General features: G+C 58.6%; 5 protein-coding genes. All 5 read right to left on the minus strand.

The genetic code is table 11. The features are described from left to right. A partial coding sequence (locus tag BN423_RS10805; protein ID WP_043359867.1) for a hypothetical protein occupies nucleotides 1–589 on the minus strand: 589 nt, incomplete at its 3' end. 220 nt (nucleotides 590–809) lie between these two features. Further along, nucleotides 810–1,136 (minus strand): type II toxin-antitoxin system RelE/ParE family toxin, encoded by a 327-nt coding sequence (locus BN423_RS07930; protein WP_019239723.1) that lies wholly within the window; start codon nucleotides 1,134–1,136, stop codon nucleotides 810–812. Then, entirely contained in the window at nucleotides 1,129–1,410 is a 282-nt protein-coding gene (locus BN423_RS07935; RefSeq protein ID WP_019239724.1) for an AbrB/MazE/SpoVT family DNA-binding domain-containing protein, read from the minus strand. The genes BN423_RS07930 and BN423_RS07935 overlap by 8 nt, the downstream gene beginning before the upstream one ends. Before the next feature lie 72 nt (nucleotides 1,411–1,482). Further along, nucleotides 1,483–2,187, minus strand: coding sequence for a DarT1-associated NADAR antitoxin family protein (locus BN423_RS07940; protein WP_019239725.1), 705 nt, complete (start codon nucleotides 2,185–2,187; stop codon nucleotides 1,483–1,485). A gap of 11 nt (nucleotides 2,188–2,198) precedes the next feature. After that, on the minus strand, nucleotides 2,199–3,193 hold a 995-nt coding region (locus BN423_RS10810), incomplete at its 5' end, for a DarT ssDNA thymidine ADP-ribosyltransferase family protein (protein ID WP_052317235.1).

The following is a 3,193-nucleotide window of genomic DNA, read 5'->3' on the forward strand; positions in this document are numbered from 1 at the left end:
TATAGTCGTCAACATGATAGCCGTTGGTCTGCTTGTGTGACTCGGCGATGAGGCGTTCTGCGGCGATGCGCTCGTCTGGTGTCAGCTGGTGGCGCCAGGATGCGTTAATGCCGAGCTTTTCGGCGAGCATCCAGGCCACATAGGCAATGGTCTCGGATTCGCCGTAGATGTGACCTGTGGTCGGTGTCTCGGGCAGCTTGGCGAATGCGGTGAGCTCGGGGCTTGGCACCCCGATCGCGTACCCGAGGTCGTGTTCCAGGTGCTGCGCCCAGCAGGACATCATGGGCATCTGGTACATCTCCCGCATGATGTCGTCGCATTCGTCCTGGTCATAGGGTGCCTCGAAAGCGATGATGGGCTCGTCCCTGTATGCCTCGCGCGTGCGCTTCGTTTGGCAGGCGCGCAGGGCGATGCCCGCAGGATCGAGCGAGCCTGCGGGAAGCTCGCGGCGGGTGTAACCGGCGGCTCCGAAGAACTTTTGGTCGTCGTCGAGCACGCGCTGGACGAAGGCCGCCTCGCGGGGGTGCAGTCCGATGACACCACGGCCGGGTTGCATGTTCACGAAGCCAGGATAGAGCGTGTCGAGCATGATGCTCCTCTCTGTGCTGGGGCGGCGCTCCGCCCACTGTTCAAATACTGATACTCGCGTGTTGGAATATTTGATTGTGAAATGCGGAATCGTGATGCGCTCCCCGGCCTCTTATAAGACAGAACTTGAACTTGATGCGCCCGAATGCGCGGCCGATTCGAAACGGCAGCTTTCATTCGGGCGCAGTGCCGAAACCAGTTCGAGCAGGGAGCTCGCTTTGCTAATTAGGCCGGTCTTCAATCTCATCTGCGAGCAGTCGCGCACGCCAGTCGGCCGACATATGAAAGAGACGCATGAGCGTGACCACGCGCGCCGCTTCATCAACGGAGTAGACCGCGATGTAACCCCCAATCGCCGTACAGCGGTACTCGGAGCCCTCCACGCGCCCGCCCAGGAGCGGAAAGGTTTCCAGCGTGTCGAGCTTCGAGAGGTACGTGCTGTAGAGCCTGGCGGCACTCGAGCGTCCGACTTCGCGGAGCCTCCAGCTGAGAGCGGTGTCTAGATCATCCTCGAAGCGCCTTGTTGCCAAGATCTCGTATCTATGCAAGACCGTACCTCGCACCCAAATCGCCCGCGACGTCCCGCGCCGGCCTCACGCGGCTGGCGGCGACGTCGGCCTCAGCCTCTGCGAGCCGGGCGCGGAAGTCCCCCCCGTCCGTCACCTCGAGCGGATCCGTCGGCACGGCGGACACCCAGGCGCGCCGCCCGTCGAATGACCAGTACACGCGCGCGCCGTCCGCAATGCCCAGAGCCGTCCGTACCTCCTTGGGGACGGTCGTTTGCCCGCCCTTCGTGAGTTTCGTGCTCATCATCGTGACCATGCGGCACCTCCGAATCATTAATTTCAATGATTATATTGATTTTAACACGACACGCGTCGCGCCATGCCTGGTCTAGAAGAGATGCCCCTGTCCACCTGCGGGATCAGCGGCCGTCTCGCTTGCCACCCCCTGGAACACGATCTCGCGGAAACCGTCCTCGGATTCCAAGGCGTCCCGCAGCAACCCCTGCCGGGATAGCGAGACGAAGATCGCCGCCGCCTCTGCCTGGCAATTGATTGATCGCTTGGGGTTGAACTCGATGTCGGTAAACGCGTCGTAGGCGAGTATCCCTTCGGCGAGGGCGGCATTTCCCTCCTGGGCGAGCGTGTGGATGTAGAGCCAGTCGTAGAAGAAGGTCTTGGGCTCGCAGGCGAAGCGCTTGTCACCGAACTGGAAGCCCACGACGCTGCCGCTCGAGCGGAGACGCGGATCGCGCTTGGCATCCCGTGAGGACTTGCCCCATAGGTCGCGGTACGGCCCGCCCTGTTCGAACACCTTGCTACCCTGAAAGGCAGACTCGACGGAGATGCGTGCGCCGTTCCCCCAGGTCATCATGAGGTTGAAAGCACTCAAGCGCACGCCCAGCTCCTCCTCGGAGCGGCTGGACACCTCCAGCACCCGGGCGCCCGGAGCCTCCTCCAGATACGCCTGATGGAGGCTCCGGACGCAGCGCTTCTTCTGCGCGCCTGAGAAGCCGCTGTAGAACGTGAACTCGACATCCCTCTTCACGCAGAGGCGCTCGTCGAGCGAAACGGTGAATACCGGCCTGACTGCCATGTCGAACCGCCTTACCACATCTCATCGTCGTATGCGTTCATGCCCTTACTCCAGTCGGAGTAATCGCGACGTGGCTTGAACGGCATATCGTCGTACAAAAGATTTTTGAATGGAATGTGGCTACGGTTTGTAACCCACCTAGAATATTCATAGTCCATCTCTTCTGTTTCGAAGAGCACACATTTTATGTAGTGGGCAGGAATCTTTTCGAACACCATAACCTCTGCCTGGGGATCGCTGGTTTCCCAAGGGTTCAAACCCCACTTGGCACGGGAGTATGTTCCCGCCGGGCACCGCACACCGTCTGCAAACATGTTGTCCAGCGCCTGCGCGCTTTTGAAGTCCGTTTTACTGTCATGGCGAACCCGGTTGCTCGCAGCATTCGTAGGATAGAAGGCACAATCGAGCTCGTACAGCAGGCTCGGATCGAGCTCCAGCAGGACATACGTATCTCCCGGGCAGGTCTCGCCGCGGTTTTTCTTGCCTATCTTAAGAGCATAGAGCATCTGGTAATTTGGCCCGGAAATGGACACAGAGACGCCATTGGTGCGCCTATCCCACCGCTCGTTATCATTGACGGCGGCATCGATCCCGAGGCTGTAAATCTCATTCCTGGACAGAATCCCATGCTCGAAGATGCTGTCAAGGTTCCTCGCCTGGGTGAAGTGATACAGTTTTTTAATTCCCCTGTCCTGTACGACCTTCCTGAGCGGTTCACGACGCTCCGCCAATTCAACCGCGGGGTCTTTAAGCAATTGCAGGTAAGAAAGTGCGATAAAAACCGGTTCAGTCGGACACTCAATCCAGGTATCCCATTCTTCTTTACGTGACTTACCGACGTAACGGCAGGAATTTTTAATCTCAATTTGGCGCTCGCGCCTAAATTGAGAAAGATAGTAATCTCTATAATCACCGATAATTCCGTATTTCACGAACACATCCCAAATTTGGTCTGCAATCTCGCCGCATTTAGCGTCCTCGCTAAGGAACCCCTTCTGTTTGCATT

Source organism: Enorma timonensis (assembly GCF_000321165.1).
Classification (GTDB): domain Bacteria; phylum Actinomycetota; class Coriobacteriia; order Coriobacteriales; family Coriobacteriaceae; genus Enorma.

What these genes read in the sequence shown, in the direction of transcription:
- BN423_RS07935 (WP_019239724.1), bottom strand. Translation starts at nt 1,410, where the DNA reads ATGGTCACGATGATGAGCACGAAACTCACGAAGGGCGGGCAAACGACC.
- BN423_RS07940 (WP_019239725.1), bottom strand. Translation starts at nt 2,187, where the DNA reads ATGGCAGTCAGGCCGGTATTCACCGTTTCGCTCGACGAGCGCCTCTGC.